We start from the raw sequence: 15,200 nt of genomic DNA on the forward strand, positions 1-15,200 counted from the left end.
TCGCCTTCGGGTTTCCGTTCGGCTTCGTGAAGCGCCCGCCCGCTGTCACTTGGGCACGCCTCGGCATCACTTTGGTGTCGGGGCGTGCGCATGCCAGGACAGAGGACGTGTCCTGTCGGTGGCTGCCGATAGGCTGAACGCATGACGCGAGCCGAGCAGCCAACGGCCCCCACCACAGAACCGGACGAAGCCCTGGTCGCGGACTCCCGCGAGCGCGCCGTCCGCTCCCTGCTGCGCCGACCGGACCTGCGGCGCCTGTGGAGCGCGCAACTGGTCGGCGGCACCGGTGACGCCCTCGCCCTCCTCGTCCTGGTCGTCCTCGTCCTCCAGGCGGCGATCGCCCAGGGCGCGTTCGGCGGGGGGTACCGAGGCGTGGCGTTCGCAGTGGCGACCGTCTTCGCCGCGCGGGTGCTCGCCACCCTGCTCTTCGGCGCCGTCCTGCTCGGCCCCCTGACCTCGCTCACCAGCCAGGAGGGCCCGCTCGACCGGCGCTGGGCCATGGTCGGCGCCGACGGCGTGCGCGCCCTGCTGCTGATCGTCGCGCCCCTGTGGATCGACTGGACGCCGGACAACGCGCTGGCCGTCCTGCTCGTCACCGCCTTCGTCACCGGCGTCGCCGAGCGCCTGTGGACGGTGTGCCGGGAGAGCGCGGCCCCCGCCCTGCTGCCCGGCCCGCCCCCGGAGGGCGCCACCGTACGGCCGCTGCCGGACCACATGGACGCCCTGCGCCGGCTGTCGCTGCGCACCGGTTTCCTGGCCGTCCCGCTGGCCGCCGCCACCCTGGTCCTCGCCGGACTGCTCAACAACCTGCTGGGCACGGGCGTGGTCTGGTTCGACCAGCACCACGCGGCCCTCGGTTCGTACGTCGCGGCGGGTCTGTTCGCCGCCTCCCTGTCCGTGCTGACCTCGCTCGAACTGCCCGACGTGCGCACCCCCCGCGCGCGGTCCCCGTTGGAGGGCCTGCGCCGTCCGCGCACCGGCACCGGCGTCGACAAGGGCCGTACGGGCGCGATCCCGCTGCTCGTCCCGGCCTGTGCCGCCGTCGCGGGCGCCATCGCCGCAGCCGTCTCGGTGTGCGTGCTGCACGCCACCGACCTGGGCGGCGGCCCGGTCCTGTACGGCCTGCTGGTCCTCGGCCTGACCGGCGGCGTCGCCGTCGGCATCCGTACGGCCCCCGTGCTGCTGCCCTCGCTCTCGCGCCGTCGGCTGCTCGCCCTCGCGATCGCCTTCACCGGCATCGCCCTGCTGGCCGCCGGCCTGGTCCCGGACGTCACCACGGTGCTGCTGATCGTCGCGATCGCCGGCGTCACCGCGGGCGTGGCGGCGAACACCGGGCACGCCCTGCTCGACCAGGAGACCGAGGACTTCCGCCGGGCGCGCGTCACCGAGCATCTGCACGCCGTGGTGCGCGTCTGCATAGCGCTCGGCGTCCTGACCGCGCCCGTCGTCGCCGGGCTCATCGGCCGCCACCGCCTGGAGAGCGGTCGGTTCGTCTTCGCCCACGGCGGTGCCTCCTTCACGCTGATGCTGGTCGGCGCGCTGCTGCTGCCGGTCGCCGCGCTGGTGCTCGCCAAGGTCGACGACCGCTCCGGCATCCCGCTGCGCCAGGACCTCAAGGACGCGCTGCTCGGCGGCGACGACCCGGTCGAGGCACCGGCCACCAGCGGCTTCTTCATCGCCCTGGAGGGCGGCGACGGAGCCGGCAAGTCCACCCAGGCCGAGGCCCTCGCCGAGTGGATCCGGGCCAAGGGCCACGAGGTCGTGCTCACCCGCGAGCCGGGTGCCACGCCGGTCGGCAAGCGGCTGCGCTCGATCCTGCTGGACGTGTCCTCGGCGGGCCTGTCGCACCGCGCGGAGGCGCTGCTGTACGCCGCCGACCGCGCCGAGCACGTCGACACGGTCGTACGCCCCGCCCTGGAGCGCGGCGCGGTGGTCATCTCCGACCGCTACATCGACTCGTCCGTCGCCTACCAGGGCGCCGGCCGCGACCTGTCCCCGACCGAGATCGCCCGCATCAACCGCTGGGCGACCGACGGCCTCGTCCCGCACCTCACCGTCCTGCTGGACGTCTCCCCGGAGACGGCCCGCGAGCGGTTCACCGAGGCGCCGGACCGGCTGGAGTCGGAGCCGGCGGAGTTCCACGCGCGCGTGCGGGCCGGTTTCCTCACGCTGGCCGCCTCCGACCCCGGCCGCTACCTGGTGGTGGACGCCGGTCAGGAGCCCGAGGCCGTCACCACCGTGATCCGGCACCGGCTCGACACCGTGCTGCCGCTGTCCGAGGCCGAGATCGAGGCCCGGGAGGAGGCGCGGAAGAAGGCCGAGGAGGAGGCCCGCCGCAAGGCCGAGGAAGAGGCCGCCCGCAAGGCCGAGGAGGAGCGCCTGGAGCGTGAGCGCCAGGAGCAGCTCGCCAAGCTGCGCGCCGAGGAGGAGGAGCGCAAGCGCCGCGAGCTGGAGGAGGCGCAGCGCCGCGAGGCCGAGCGGCAGGCGGAGGAGGCCCGGCAGCGGGCCGAGGAGGCCGCCCGGCGCGCGGAGGAGGAGCGGCTGCGGCTGCTCGCCGAGGAGAAGGCCCGCGCCGAGGAGGAGGCCCGCCGCAGGGCCGAGGAGGAGCGACGCCGCAAGCAGGCCGAGGAGGAAGCCCGGCTGCGCGCCGAGGAGGAGGCCCGCGAGGCCCGGCTGCGCGCCGAGGAGGAGGCACGGCGCCTGGAGAAGCAGCGGAAGGCCGAGGAGGCGCTGCTGCGTGCCGAGGAGGCCCGCCGTCAGGCGACCGAGGCAGCGGCGGCGGCCGACACGGCGGCCCGCAGGTCCAGCACCCGCCTGCCCGCGGCGCCGGGTGTCCTGCCCGAGGCGTCGACGGTTCCCACGCCGGTCGTGTCCCCGGCGCCGCGCGGTACCGAGGAGACGGTCCCGACGCCTGTGGTGCCGCTCGGCAAGGACGAGCGGGGGGCCGACGAGGAGGCCCGTCCCACGCGCGCGTCCAGGACCGGCGCCGGCTCCGAGTCCGAGGTGACCGCCGAGCTCCCGCAGCCGCCGGCCGCTCCGGGCGCGGCGGACGAGACGGCGGTGCTGCCGCCGGTGACGCCGGGCGCGGTCGACGAGACGGCCGTACTGCCGTCCGTACGGCCCGGTGCGCGCCCCGACGGCTCCGAGGACCGCACCCGCGAGATGCCCCAGCTCGACGCCGACGGCACACCGCGCCGCCGTCCGCGTCCCGACTGGGCCGAGGAGACTCCGCTGGACGACCTGCCGTCGCTGGCGGACGAACTGCTGGGGTCGTACGACGAGCGGGAGTACGGCGACCGGGACGAGGAGCAGGGCGGTAGCCGGGGCCGCGGCCGGCGCGGCTGACGGCGGTCCCCGGCGAGGCGGAGGGCGGTGCGGGTCGGAGGGATCGACCGGCGCCGCCCTCGCGCTTTCCCGGTGGCCGCCGGGGCGGCCGGGCGGCGTTGTCAGTGCCCGCCCGCACAATGGAGGGCAGGAACGCGGAGTGTGACGGAAGGGCGGCGTGACCCATGACCGTGTGGGACGACCTCGTCGGGCAGGAGAAGGTGAGCGCGGTGCTCGGCGCCGCCGCGCGGGACGCCGACGCCCTCGTCACGGCCGCCGCGGCCGACGAGCCGCCGCCCGAGGCGTCGAGGATGACGCACGCCTGGCTGTTCACGGGCCCGCCCGGCGCGGGGCGGAACCAGGCGGCGCGGGCCTTCGCCGCGGCCCTGCAGTGCGTGAGTCCCGACCGTGCCCTCGGCGGCTCCCCCGGCTGCGGCTTCTGCGACGGCTGCCACACCGCGCTGCTCGGCACGCACGCCGACGTCAACACGGTCGCCGCGGTCGGCTCCGAGGTCCTGGTGAAGGACATGCGGGACACGGTCCGCAAGTCGTTCACGGCGCCGGCGAACGGCCGCTGGCAGATCATCCTGGTCGAGGACGCCGAGCGGCTGAACGAGAAGTCGGCCAACGCCGTCCTCAAGGCCGTGGAGGAGCCCGCCCCGCGCACGGTCTGGCTCCTGTGCGCCCCCTCCGTCGAGGACGTCCTGCCGACGATCCGCTCCCGCTGCCGCCACCTGACCCTGCGCACGCCGTCCGTCGACGCGGTCGCCGACATGCTCGTACGGCGCGACGGCATCGAGCCTCAGGTCGCGGCCGCCGCCGCCCGCGCCACGCAGGGGCACGTGGACCGGGCCCGCCGTCTGGCCACCGACCCGGCGGCCCGCGAGCGGCGGGGCGCCGTGCTGAAGCTGCCCCTGCGGCTCGACGAGGTCGGCGCCTGTCTCCGGGCCGCCCAGGAGCTGGTGGACGCGGCCGCCGAGGACGCCAAGCAGCTCGCCGAGGAGATGGACGGCAAGGAGACGGAGGAGCTGAAGGCAGCGCTCGGCGCGGCCCAGGGCGGCCGACTGCCGCGCGGCACGGCGGGCGTGATGAAGGACCTGGAGGACATGCAGAAGCGCCGCAGAACCCGCACCCAGCGCGACAGCCTCGACGTCGCCCTCGGCGATCTCACCGCCTTCTACCGCGATGTGCTCGCCCTCCAGCTCGGCTCCCGCGTGGCGATCGCCAACGCCGACGCCGAGGACGCCCTGGACCGGCTGGCCCGGGGCAGCAGCCCGGAATCCACCCTCCGCCGCATCGAGGCGATCGGCGCGTGCCGCGAGGCCCTCGACCGCAATGTGGCCCCGCTGCTGGCGGTGGAGGCGATGACGATGGCGCTGCGGGCCGGGTGAGCGGCGTGCGGGCGCTGCCGGAGACGGGATGAACGGCGGGCGGCTGCCGCCGGAGCGGGTGCGGGGCGCCCGTGACACCACTCGCAGTCCCGCATGTCCCTCGTACGAGCACATCACCCGCACGGGCCGCGCTCGATCCATAGCGCAGCGTTACGCTCGCCGAATGCACACCAGGCCATCCCCCCGCCGGACCAGGGGCCCCCGCACCCGGGCGACGGCGCACCTCGCCGCCGGTCTGCTCGCGGCTGCCGCCCTGCTCGTGTCCGCCTGTTCCTCCGGCAGTTCGACCACCCCGGCCGGCGACACGGCGGACGCGGCGCTGGCCGCGCTGCCGCGGGCGACGCCGCCGGCGCTGTCGTCGTACTACAGCCAGCGGCTGCGCTGGCAGAGCTGCGGCGCCCCGGGCTTCCAGTGCGCGACGATGAAGGCCCCGCTGGACTACGACAACCCCGGCGCCGGTGACGTGCGGCTCGCCGTCGCCCGCAAGACCGCCACCGGCAAGGGCCGGCCGATCGGTTCGCTGCTGGTCAACCCGGGCGGCCCGGGCGGCTCGGCGATCGACTACCTCCAGAGCTACGCGGGCATCGGCTACCCGGCTGACGTCCGCGCCCGCTACGACATGGTCGCGATGGACCCGCGGGGCGTGGCCCGCAGCGAGCCGGTGGAGTGCCTCGACGGCCGCCAGATGGACGCGTACACGCAGGCGGACATGACCCCCGACGACCAGCGGGAGCGGTCCGCGCTGGTCGCGGCGGACAAGAAGTTCGACGAGAGCTGCGGCGCGCACTCGGCGCGACTGCTGCGGCACGTCTCCACCGTCGAGGCGGCGCGGGACATGGACATCCTGCGGGCGGTGCTGGGCGACCGGAAACTGAACTACGTGGGGGCGTCGTACGGCACGTTCCTCGGCGCGACGTACGCGGGCCTGTTCCCCGGCCGGGTCGGGCGGTTGGTCCTGGACGGCGCGATGGACCCCTCCATCGACGCCCGCACGCTGAACCTCGATCAGACGGCGGGCTTCGAGACGGCGTTCCAGGCGTTCTCGAAGGACTGCGTGCGGCACTCCGGTTGCCCCCTCGGCGGCAAGGGCACGACGCCGGCACAGGTCGGCGACCACCTCAAGGCGTTCTTCCACAAGCTGGACGCGCACCCGATCCCGACGGGCGACGCGGACGGCCGCAAGCTCAGCGAGCCGCTGGCCACGACCGGCGTGATCGCGGCGATGTACGACCAGGGGGAGTGGGAGCAGCTGCGCGAGGCGCTGACGTCGGCGATGAAGGAGAACGACGGCGCGAGCCTGCTCGCGCTCTCCGACAGCTACTACGAACGGAACGCGAGCGGCCACTACAGCAACCTCATGATGGCCAACTCCGCCGTGAACTGCCTGGACCTGCCCCCCGCCTTCACCGGCCCCGACCAGGTGCGCCAGGCCCTCCCCGCGTTCGAGAAGGCGTCCCCGGTCTTCGGTGACACCCTGGCCTGGGCCGCGCTGAACTGCGCGTACTGGCCGGTGAAGGCCACGGGCAAGCCGCACCGCATCGAGGCGAGGGGCGCGGCGCCGATCGTGGTGGTCGGCACCACCCGCGACCCGGCGACCCCCTACCGCTGGGCCCAGTCCCTGTCCCGCCAGCTCTCCTCGGGACACCTGCTGACCTACGTCGGCGACGGCCACACCGCCTACGGCCGCGGCAGCACCTGCATCGACACCTCGATCAACACCTACCTGCTGAACGGCACCCCGCCGCCCCCGGGAAAACGCTGCTCGTAGCCCGCGAAATCCCTGCTCACACCCCCTGCGACCCGCCCCGGAGCCCTCGCCCCCGGGGCCTGGTCGGAGCACTCTCGGAAACTGTGTAGACTTACCGATGTTGCCGATCGCACCATAGTGCGGACGGCGCGCCGCCTTAGCTCAGATGGCCAGAGCAACGCACTCGTAATGCGTAGGTCTCGGGTTCGAATCCCGAAGGCGGCTCCGGCAAAAGCCAGGTCACATAGCCCGTGACCTGGCCTTTTGTGTTGCTCGGGGCGTGACGCATCACACGGCCGGGGTGCCGTGAGATGGCTTGCGTGAGCGATGCGTGAGCGGATGGGGCGCGGCCCTACTTCTTGGGCTTCTTCCGCCGGGCCTTCGTCTTGCCCTCGGCCTGGGCCTTCTTGGCACGCTTGGCCTTCTTCCGGGCCTTCTCCGCCTTGCGTGCGGCTTCCTCCGCCTCCGCCTTCCGCTGGAGCGGGACCAGTTTGGCGGTGGCCTCGGCGGCGCTCTTGCCGACGTGGGGGAGGACGCTCTGGTAGATGTCCCGCGTGATGCGGGTGTCGCTGTGCCCGAGGGTGTCCGACACGATCTTCACGTCGATGCCTGCGGCGAGCATGAGCGTGGCCGCGCCGTGGCGGAGGTCGTGCAGCCGGATCGGCGGGAGGCCGGAGGCCGCGACGAGCCGCTCGAAGAGATCGGTGACCTTCCCCGGGTGCAGCCAGGAGCCGTCTTCCTGGGTGAAGACGAGGCCGGTCTCGACCCATGCCGTTCCCCATTCCTCGCGGTCCGCCTCCTGCTGCTTGCGGTGCCGTTCGAGGACGCCGACGGTGTCGTCGTCCAAGGCCACGACTCGGAAGCCGCTGTCGGTCTTCGGCTCGGACGCCTCGACCTCCCACCCGTCCTGCACGAGTTGGCCGGTGACGGTGAGGGAGTGCCGGTCGAGGTTGGTTTCCGACCAGGGCTGCCCGCATGCCTCACCGCGACGCAGGCCGCGGAAAGCGATCAGATGCCACATGGCGTACAGCCGGTCATCCGCCACGAAGTCCAGGAAGGCGCCGGTCTGCTCCGGCGTCCAGACCATGACGGGGGAGGGCTTCTCGCCGGTCTGCTCCCACCGGGCGACCCGCTCGTCCGTCCACACCAGGGCCTTCGGTTTACGGACGGGGTCGATCTCGACGTGGGCCGCCGGGTTAAACGTGATGATCTGCTGGCCGACCGCGTCGTTCAAGGCAGCGCGGAGCGTGGCCTTGATGTGCTGGCGCGTGGCGGGGCCCGTGACGCGACGGAAGGGCGGCATCGCATCGATCGCCGCCTTCATGGCCTTGCGGCGGGCCCGGTTCTCCAAGCCCTTCCACGGCACGGCCGCCAACTCCTCTACCGCAGCCCGCCGCTGGGCGTTCTGCTCCAGGATCTCGGCATTGGCGTCGGTGATGGCTGTGAACATCTCGCTGAGATGGCTCACACGCAGCCGATCGAGCCGCCGGTGCCCCAAGTGGGGCTTGAGGTGCACGCGGACGTCGGTCTCGTAGCGGCTGATGCCCGACTTCCGGATGCGCTTGCCCGCGAGCCAACGGTCCAGCCACTCACCCACGGTGAGGCTGCCCACAAGGTCCTGGCCGGCGTTGAGACGCCGCCTGGTCTCCTCCACGTCGGGGAGGGGCAGCTTGTCGCGGCTGACCTCCGACAACATCTCCGCGATCAGCTGGGTGCCTTCGAGGTCGTCCGACTCGGCGAGCCCGAGAAGGGCGCGTACGTGGTCGAGGTCGGACTGGGCCGCCTTGAGGCTGTCGTACCCACCACGGGCGAAGGAGCGTCGGCTGCCGTCCTCTCGGGGCGGCAGCTCCTGGCGTATGGAGTACGTGCAGTGGTTCCTGCTGTTGCGCTTGGGGCAGGAGGAACCGAGTTCCTTGCCGGTCTTCGGGTCGCGGCAGGAGCAGCGGCGGTAGGTGGAGCCCTTCAAAGATCATTCTCCTCGGTGGTGCTGTCGATGGATGGGTCGACGTCCGCGAGTTCGGGTGGCAGGTAGGGGAGCAGGCCGCGGTCGCGGCGGATGAAGGAGCGGGCTACGCGGAGGCGTTGCTTGGCCTTGTCGATGCGCTCCAGGCAGGTGGCCTGGTCTCGCAGGGCCTCCGCCCGCTTTGTGGCGCTGGTTGCGTGCTCGACGGCGTATTGCGCGTAGCTTTCGCTGGCCATCGCGGCGCGCGCCTCGCCGAGGGCCTCGATGTGCTCGCGCTGGTAGCGGAGCATGTCGCGGTCGGCCAGGGAGCCGCTGTCCTGAGCGGTGAACCAGCACATGGCCTCCCACGGAGCAGTGCGGTCCTCGTACGGGAGCCGCTGGACCTCGGCGATGTAACCGATCGGGTAGATGAGGCAGATCGGGTTCGTGTGCAATGCCCTGGCCAGGACCATGACGTCGACCAGGGGCAGGTTGGCGCGGCGGCCGGATTCCATATTGGCGATGACGTTGCGGGGGATCGGGTGGCCGATCTCCGCGCAGCGGTCGGCGAGGTCCTGGGCGCTCATGCGCAGCTCCTTCCTTCGGCGTCGGACCTCAGCGGCCACGGTGGCCATGACGTGGTCGGCCCACTCGGGGACGTCGTCCTCGTCGTCGTATCCAGCATCGGAATCGTTTTGTGTCATGGAGACACATTAGCTTCGCCATTCTGGATTTAGTGGCCTGGAGCCGGGCGTGATCGTCACGTTCGCCGAGGGCTGCGTGGAAGGGGGTGCACTGCATGCGCGAAGGTGCGACGACCGGGCAGCCGAAGGGCTCGAAGGGCATGAGCCGGGAGGAACTGCTCGCTCTGCCCGTGGCTGTCGACCTGGACACGGGCAACCGGGCTCTGGGACTCGGCCGGAGTAAGGGGTATGAGCTGGCGAAGCGGGGCGAGTACCCGTGCAAGGTGCTGCGGCTGGGCAATGCCTACCGGGTGGTGACCGCGGATCTGCTGGAGCTGCTCGGGCTGGCGGCGTGAAGGGGCGGGAACCTAGCAGATGGTTCTGCGCTGAGCTGACACAGAAGCGCTGGACTGTTGCCGGGCGTGGACGTACTGTCCGTGTTCCCTCAGGGAACAGAGCACGCGTCTCCGCAGGAAACGAAGCGAGTGTTTCCTCAGGAAACAGCGCCCGCGTCCCGACTCGGGACAGACCGTGTGTTCCGACTCGGAACACACCGAGCGCTCAGTCTCTGAACACAGCGAGCCTCCGGCGCAGCAACGCCGGAGGCCCTGGAAACTCTGTCGCCCGCATCCAACGAACGATCCGCGCCCGCCGGGCCTGCATGCCCGGCGACGCAGAAAGAGGAACCGCCGAGTGCAACCTGAGAACCCCGCGCCCTATTCCACCCCCGCTCCCGCACCTGCTTCTGTCTGGCCGCCGGTCGCGGTGCCGGGCAAGCCCGACCAGGGCGAACCCGAGCGCACTGCGCCAGCCGTGGCAGCCGAAGAGCCGGCACCGGATCCGGAGCCGACCGTCGGCTCGGCGCTGTTGGACGAACTGCGTGCGCAGATAGCGAAGTTCGTGATCCTGCCCACGCCGGAAGCGCTGGACGCGGTCACGCTGTGGGTGGCGGCGACGCACCTGCAGCCCGCCTGGCAGCACGCGCCGCGTCTGGCGGTGGTGGGTCCGGCGAAGCGGTGCGGCAAGTCGCGGCTGCTGGACGTGCTGACCGAGACGGTCCACGAGCCCATGCTCACCATCAACACCACACCGGCTGCGGTCTTCCGGTCGATTACCGAGGAGCCTCCCACGCTCCTGGTGGACGAGGCGGACACCATCTTCGGCACGCCGAAGCAGGCGGAGAAGAACGAGGAGATGCGCGGCCTGCTCAACGCCGGCCATCAGCGCAACCGCTTCGTCACGCGTGTGGTCGGCAACGACCACACCCCGCACCGGTTCGCCACCTTCGCGATGGCTGCCCTCGCGGGGATCGGTGACCTGCCCGACACGATCATGGACCGGTCGGTGGTCATCCGGATGCGCCGCCGGGCAGAGGGCGAGCACGTCAAGCCCTTCCGCTCGCGCCGCGACATCCCGGCTCTTCACGACCTGCGTGACCGCATCGCCGCGTGGGCCCGCCCGCTGCTGGACGAGGCAGCGGACCTGGAGCCGGAGATGCCGGTGGAAGACCGGGCTGCCGATACCTGGGAGCCGTTGGTCATCGTCGCCGACCTTGCCGCCGGGTCCTGGCCCCGCCGCGCCCGTGAGGCGTGCGCACGGATGGTCACCTCCGAGGTCGAGGTGGAGGAGGAGCATCCCGGTGGGGCACGGATCCTGGCGGACATCCGCCGGGTCTTCGTCGCCCAACGGGAGGTGGACAGCCTCTCCACGGACGAACTGCTGCACCACCTCCGCCAGGACGCGGAGAGCCCGTGGGCGGAATGGGGACGCAATGGGCTGACCGCCCGCGATCTGGCGAAGATGCTGGGCCAGTTCGGCATCAAGCCCGGCAATGTCCGCCTCGCCGACGGAACCCAGCGCAAGGGCTACATGCGCAACAAGTTCCTCGATGCCTGGCGCCGCTACTGCCCCACCGTTCACTCAGTGAACGCCGAACCTGCCGCCCCCGCCGCAGGCTGAACCCCGCATCCCCCAGTGGCCGTCCCTGCCGTCCCTGCCGTGATCCCGCAGGTCAAACGGCATGCAGGCAAGACGGCAACTGGGGACAAGACGGCAACGCGATCACGATGGACGCGCTGCCGCCGCCAGGACACTGCCCCGGTCCGTCTTGTGGCGTCCCGCACGTCCCCGCCGTATCGCCGCAGGCCACGGCTTTGCCGGTCGGGACGGCACAAAGCGTCAGTGCCGTCCCGACCGGCAGAGACCCACGCCCACACTCGGTTCGACCATGACGGGTCGCGAGCCCCGTGGCAGCCGAAGACGCCTGCAGGACGGAAGGCCGAGCCCCCTGCCGTACCGGCCCTGACCTGCGCTTGCAACGGCCAAGACGGCCAAGACGGATCACACCACCAAGCCCCAGGAGTACCCCGCTTGACCCTCCTCACACCCACCCCCGACGACCGGGGGCACCGCCCCGACGAAGGCTGGCTGTCGATGACCCAGCAGGACGCCGAGCGGTACGCGCTCATTGCGGCCGGCGTCGTCATCGTCGTCCTAACCGCCGGAGCGTTCTGGCTCTCCTACGCACACCTGGCCGACGTCGCCGGCCAACACGGCCTCGGTGGCTCCCCGATCCGCCGCTGGGCCTGGCCCGCCACCCTGGACGCGTTCATCGTCGCGGGCGAACTGCTCATGCTCCGCGCCGGCCTGCGCCAGGTGACCGACAAGTGGGCCATCGCCGTGACCGCTGCCGGGTCGGTCGGCTCCATCGCGCTCAACGTGGCCGGGGCCAATGGGACTGGCAACGCCGACACCGTGCCGCTGCTCGACTATGTGGTCGCAGCGGTTCCCCCGACCGCCGCACTGCTGGCCTTCGGTGTCCTGATGCGGCAGATCCACCAGCTCGTCGAGCAACCCGCCAGCCTCCGGAAACCCGCGCCCGCCTCGGCGCCGGAACCACCGGCCAGCACCGCACAGCCTGCCGCTCCTGGCGAAGACCCCCATCACGGAGACGGGCCGACGGAGCATCCCGACTCCGACCGTCCGGTCGATGCGGCATCCCCTCCGAAAGGTGAGGCCACCAGCCCGGCCCCAAAGCCGACCGGAGCACGGTCTCGGCGTACCGGGCGCCCGCAGGACATCTCCGATGACGAGATACGGGCCATCGCGCGCGAGGTGAAGGCCCGTACGGGATCCGCTTCCTCCACCGAGGTCGGGGACGAGATCCGCGTCAAACGCGGCCGGAAAGCCGCGAACGGCCGCGTGCAGAAGATCTGCGACGAGTTGAACGCTGAGAAGGCCGAGCCCGAAAGCGCCGCCGCAGTCGGCAGCAGCACCGGCTGACACGCCTGGAACGACGCCTTTCGGTGGGCACCGGAAGTACTTCCGGTGCCCACCGAAACCCCGGCGAGCCCACGCACCGAGCGTGCCGTGTCCCGCACCCCCGCCACCGCAGCGCCTGCTCATCCACACCTGTGGACAGCCAGCCGCCGCTGCATACCCCTGGCCTTTGCCACCGCCCCGCCTGCCTTCCCTGCCCCATCCGGAGAACCACCCATGACGCACGACCCGCACCACTGCGAGAACACCCCCGACGAGCCACTCAAGCTGACGAAGTCCCCTACGCTGATGAACCGTCTGCGGCGGGCGTTCGGACGGGGTGGCCCTGGCGGAGCCAGTAGTACCCCGAGTCCGACTCAAGGTCGGTCTTCGGGGGCCTCCGCCCCAGGGGTGGCGGAGACGGCCCAGCGCCAGGGGGCGCAGAACCAGGGGGCCGGGGCCGAGGGCAGCCCCGACCCGGACAAACTCCAGGCTGCTCAGCGCGAAGTCCTCCACCCCGTTAGCGCCGTCGAGACCGACGTCGGCGAGCCCGCCGTGCAGAACGTGCAGCCCACGATCCGTCGCTTCACCGGTACCAAGCGCGTGGTCCGCGTCGGACCGCTGCGTTTCACCGGCGACGAGCACACCCAGCTCCAGGACCAGGCAGCTGACCACGGCTACAAGGGCGAGTCCGGCTTCGCCGCCGACATCGTCCTCGCCTTCATCACTGGCCGGTTCACCGCGAACCTGCCGCTGTCCGAGGACCGCCGCCGTACCCACATGTTCCGCGCCCAGGTGCTGCGCGAACTCAACCGGATCGGCGTCAACGTCAACCAGATCGCCCGCGCCCTCAACAGCGACCTCACCCCGCCGGACCTCCGCCAGCGCCTCGGCGAGCTGCACCATCTGCTGGAGCTGATCGCCGAGGCCCTGCGCGAACCGGCGGACACAGACACGGGGAAGGACTGGGCCGCGTGATCGCCGCCATCAAACCGGCTGGGTCCAACACCCGTGGCCTGCTCGCCTATCTCTACGGCCCCGGTCGGCACGACGAGCACACCGACCCGCACATCGTCGCCGCCTTCGCCGTGCTCGGCATGCCCGACCCCGGCCGCGACGAGAACGCCACCCTCACCGAACTCGCCCGCCACCTCGATGCGCCCGTTCAGCTTCGGAACAGCGAGTTCGGCAAGAAGGTCACCGACCACGTCTGGCACTGCCCTGTCCGCGCGGCCCCCGAGGACCGCTACCTCTCAGACACTCAGTGGGCCGAGATCGCCCAGCGCATCGTCCAGGCCGCTGGCATCGCCCCGGCCGGTGACGACCTGGCCTGCCGCTGGATCGCCGTCCGTCACGCCGACGACCACATCCACATCCTCGCCACCACCGTCCGCGAAGACGGCCGTCGCCCCAGGCTCCACGGCAGCGGCATCCGCGTCGGCGACGCCTGCCGGCAGATCGAGAAGGATTACGGGCTGCGCCGGCTGAAGAAGGGCGACCGCACCGGTGTCCGCCGGCCCACCCAGGCCGAGATGCACAAGGCCGAACGCCTCGGCTGGGAGCAGACCAGCCGGGAGTGGCTCCAGGACCGCATCCGCGCCGCCATCCCTCATGCGGGCAGCGCCGAGGAACTGCTCGCCTACCTCGAAGCCGACGGCATCGCGGTCAAACCGCGCCGTGGACCGTCCGGAGACCTCCTCGGCTACGCCGTCGGCCGCCCCGGCGACCTCGACAAGGACGGGGAACAGATCTTCCACCCCGGCGGAAAGATCGCCCCTGACCTCACCCTGCCCAAGCTGAAGGCCCGCCTGGAAGCAGGCCGGCCGGAAGAACACCCCACCGCCCGCCGGAACCGCCCCACCACTCCCTGGCATCAGGCCACCGACGCCCTCGACACCTTCCACAGCGACCTCGCCGACGACACACACGCCCAAGCTCAGATCACCGCCCTCGGCGAACTACTCGAAGCCACCGCTCAGAAAGCCCCCGAGAATCTGCGTGCCGAACTCCAAGCCGCCTCAAAGGCGTTCGCCCGAGCCCAGCGTTCCCAGATCCGGGCCGAAGACCGTGCCGCCCAAGCTCTTCGTAGCGCGGCACGCGACATCGTGTACACCGCCACCGGGCCAGAGGGCAGCGCGCTAGCAGCACTGATCGCGGCCCTCGCCTGGGCTGCCATCGTCGCCGCCCGCTGGCATGAGGCGAAGAGCCACGCTCACCAGGCTGACGCCGCTCGCCAGGCCGCACAGCACCTCCAGACAGCTGCTGACCGCGCCCTCGGGCCAACCCTCGCCGAACTCTCGTCCCGGCCGCCCAAGGAGGAAGCCCATCGGGTCTTGGCCGGTGACGTACGAGCAGCCGTCCCTGACCGCGCCGAGCGGATCCTCGCCGACCCTGCCTGGCCCGCGCTCGCCACCCTCCTTGCCGACGCCGAAGCCCGCGGCCACCAACCCAACAAGCTGCTCAAAGAGGCCGCTGCGCAGCGCGAGCTGACCACCGCCCGACAACCGGCCTGGGTCCTGATCACCCGCATCCAGCACACCGGCCGAAACCCGGCACCCAACCGCCGTGCCGAAGCCGCCCGCCGACGCTCGACCATTGCAGGCTCGGTCCCCACTCAGCAGAGCCGTCGGCCCCAGCCCACAGCGGCGGCGCCCCCCACCGAACAGCAGTACCGACAGCGCCGGTAGGCGCCAAGCGTTCCCGCCCGACCGGTATTGCCAAGCCGGCCTGGTGTCCTCGCCGCTGCGATCGGCGAGGACACCAGGCTTCCTGCCCCTTGCCTCCGTCGACACGGCGCTCGCTCAGGCAGCGGCAATGGTCATAGTGCAATCCAGCACAGCCACAGGCCCGGCGGC

Annotated in this window: 10 protein-coding genes and 1 tRNA gene; 9 read left to right on the forward strand and 2 right to left on the reverse strand. The window is 71.9% G+C overall.

The features are described from left to right. The first annotated feature begins 141 nt into the window (after positions 1-141). From tmk to BIV25_RS17275, 4 genes are all read left to right on the forward strand, one after another. Positions 142-3,345 (forward strand): dTMP kinase, encoded by a 3,204-nt coding sequence (gene tmk / locus BIV25_RS17260; protein WP_071373237.1) that lies wholly within the window; start codon positions 142-144, stop codon positions 3,343-3,345. A gap of 164 nt (positions 3,346-3,509) precedes the next feature. Then, positions 3,510-4,715 (forward strand): DNA polymerase III subunit delta', encoded by a 1,206-nt coding sequence (locus BIV25_RS17265; protein ID WP_071373238.1) that lies wholly within the window; start codon positions 3,510-3,512, stop codon positions 4,713-4,715. A 163-nt stretch (positions 4,716-4,878) separates the two neighbouring features. Next, entirely contained in the window at positions 4,879-6,483 is a 1,605-nt protein-coding gene (locus BIV25_RS17270) for an alpha/beta hydrolase (RefSeq protein ID WP_071373239.1), read from the forward strand. A gap of 130 nt (positions 6,484-6,613) precedes the next feature. Beyond that, a tRNA-Thr gene (locus BIV25_RS17275) sits at positions 6,614-6,687 on the forward strand. A 127-nt stretch (positions 6,688-6,814) separates the two neighbouring features. Here BIV25_RS17275 and BIV25_RS17280 read toward each other — a convergent pair. Further along, entirely contained in the window at positions 6,815-8,428 is a 1,614-nt protein-coding gene (locus BIV25_RS17280) for a site-specific integrase (protein WP_071373240.1), read from the reverse strand. Continuing rightward, the gene (locus tag BIV25_RS17285) at positions 8,425-9,108 is read right to left on the reverse strand and encodes a helix-turn-helix domain-containing protein (RefSeq protein ID WP_071373241.1); all 684 of its coding nucleotides are present in this window, start codon (positions 9,106-9,108) and stop codon (positions 8,425-8,427) included. The genes BIV25_RS17280 and BIV25_RS17285 overlap by 4 nt, the downstream gene beginning before the upstream one ends. A gap of 95 nt (positions 9,109-9,203) precedes the next feature. On the opposite strand from BIV25_RS17285, the gene BIV25_RS17290 reads away from it, so the two are divergent. The 5 genes from BIV25_RS17290 (at position 9,204) to BIV25_RS17310 (ending at position 15,032) form a co-directional block, all read left to right on the forward strand. After that, a complete protein-coding gene (locus BIV25_RS17290) occupies positions 9,204-9,443 on the forward strand; it encodes a hypothetical protein (RefSeq protein ID WP_071373242.1) in 240 nt (79 codons plus the stop codon). Between the two features lie 337 nt (positions 9,444-9,780). Next, a complete protein-coding gene (locus tag BIV25_RS17295; protein ID WP_071373243.1) occupies positions 9,781-11,046 on the forward strand; it encodes a DUF3631 domain-containing protein in 1,266 nt (421 codons plus the stop codon). A gap of 411 nt (positions 11,047-11,457) precedes the next feature. Continuing rightward, on the forward strand, positions 11,458-12,369 hold the full coding sequence (locus BIV25_RS17300; protein ID WP_071373244.1) for a DUF2637 domain-containing protein: 912 nt from the start codon (positions 11,458-11,460) through the stop codon (positions 12,367-12,369). Positions 12,370-12,756: 387 nt separating this feature from the next. Further along, the gene (locus BIV25_RS17305) at positions 12,757-13,323 is read left to right on the forward strand and encodes a MobC family plasmid mobilization relaxosome protein (RefSeq protein ID WP_071373245.1); all 567 of its coding nucleotides are present in this window, start codon (positions 12,757-12,759) and stop codon (positions 13,321-13,323) included. Next, positions 13,320-15,032, forward strand: a complete 1,713-nt coding sequence (locus tag BIV25_RS17310) for a relaxase/mobilization nuclease domain-containing protein (RefSeq protein WP_071373246.1) — start codon at positions 13,320-13,322, stop codon at positions 15,030-15,032. The genes BIV25_RS17305 and BIV25_RS17310 overlap by 4 nt, the downstream gene beginning before the upstream one ends. The last annotated feature ends 168 nt before the right edge of the window (positions 15,033-15,200 follow it).

This window comes from Streptomyces sp. MUSC 14, from assembly GCF_001866675.1.
In the GTDB taxonomy this organism is placed as follows: domain Bacteria; phylum Actinomycetota; class Actinomycetes; order Streptomycetales; family Streptomycetaceae; genus Streptomyces.